Annotated in this window: 1 protein-coding gene; it reads right to left on the bottom strand. The window is 41.3% G+C overall.

The features are described from left to right. A partial coding sequence (locus ACXIUA_RS00050) for a flavin reductase family protein (protein ID WP_457975839.1) occupies positions 1-358 on the bottom strand: 358 nt, incomplete at its 3' end. Between the last annotated feature and the right edge of the window lie 25 nt (positions 359-383).

Below are 383 nucleotides of genomic sequence, written 5' to 3'. Positions count from 1 at the left end.
GGCTGGCAATGGTTTCAATACCGAATGTGTCAATTTCACTGATCTCTGCTGCTAAAGGTGCCGAAGTCTGATTCATTTGAGTAAGAACGTCTTCGTTAACGAAATGGATGACAAGTTCTTTAGTAGCCAAGATGTTTCGTGCCGTATCTTTAGGCGCTTTGTCTGGTCGTAAAATGGATAACGTTGCTAAAGGAATTTCAGCTGCCGCCGCATTAAAGAAACTAAAGGGAGCAGCGTTGACGACACCTGTAGCTGTATCTTGTGTTGTAACCCAAGCGATTGGCCGAGGAATAATACTTCCTGATAAAAATTTATACGCTGTTTTTGCAGATAACTCTATACTATTGTAATGAATCATATGAGCCTCCTAGAACTCTCTCTTA

The organism is Corynebacterium sp. UMB8791 (assembly GCF_054166365.1).
The sequence above is the reverse complement of the archived record's forward strand: the minus strand, read 5'-3'. Positions and strand labels throughout refer to the sequence as shown.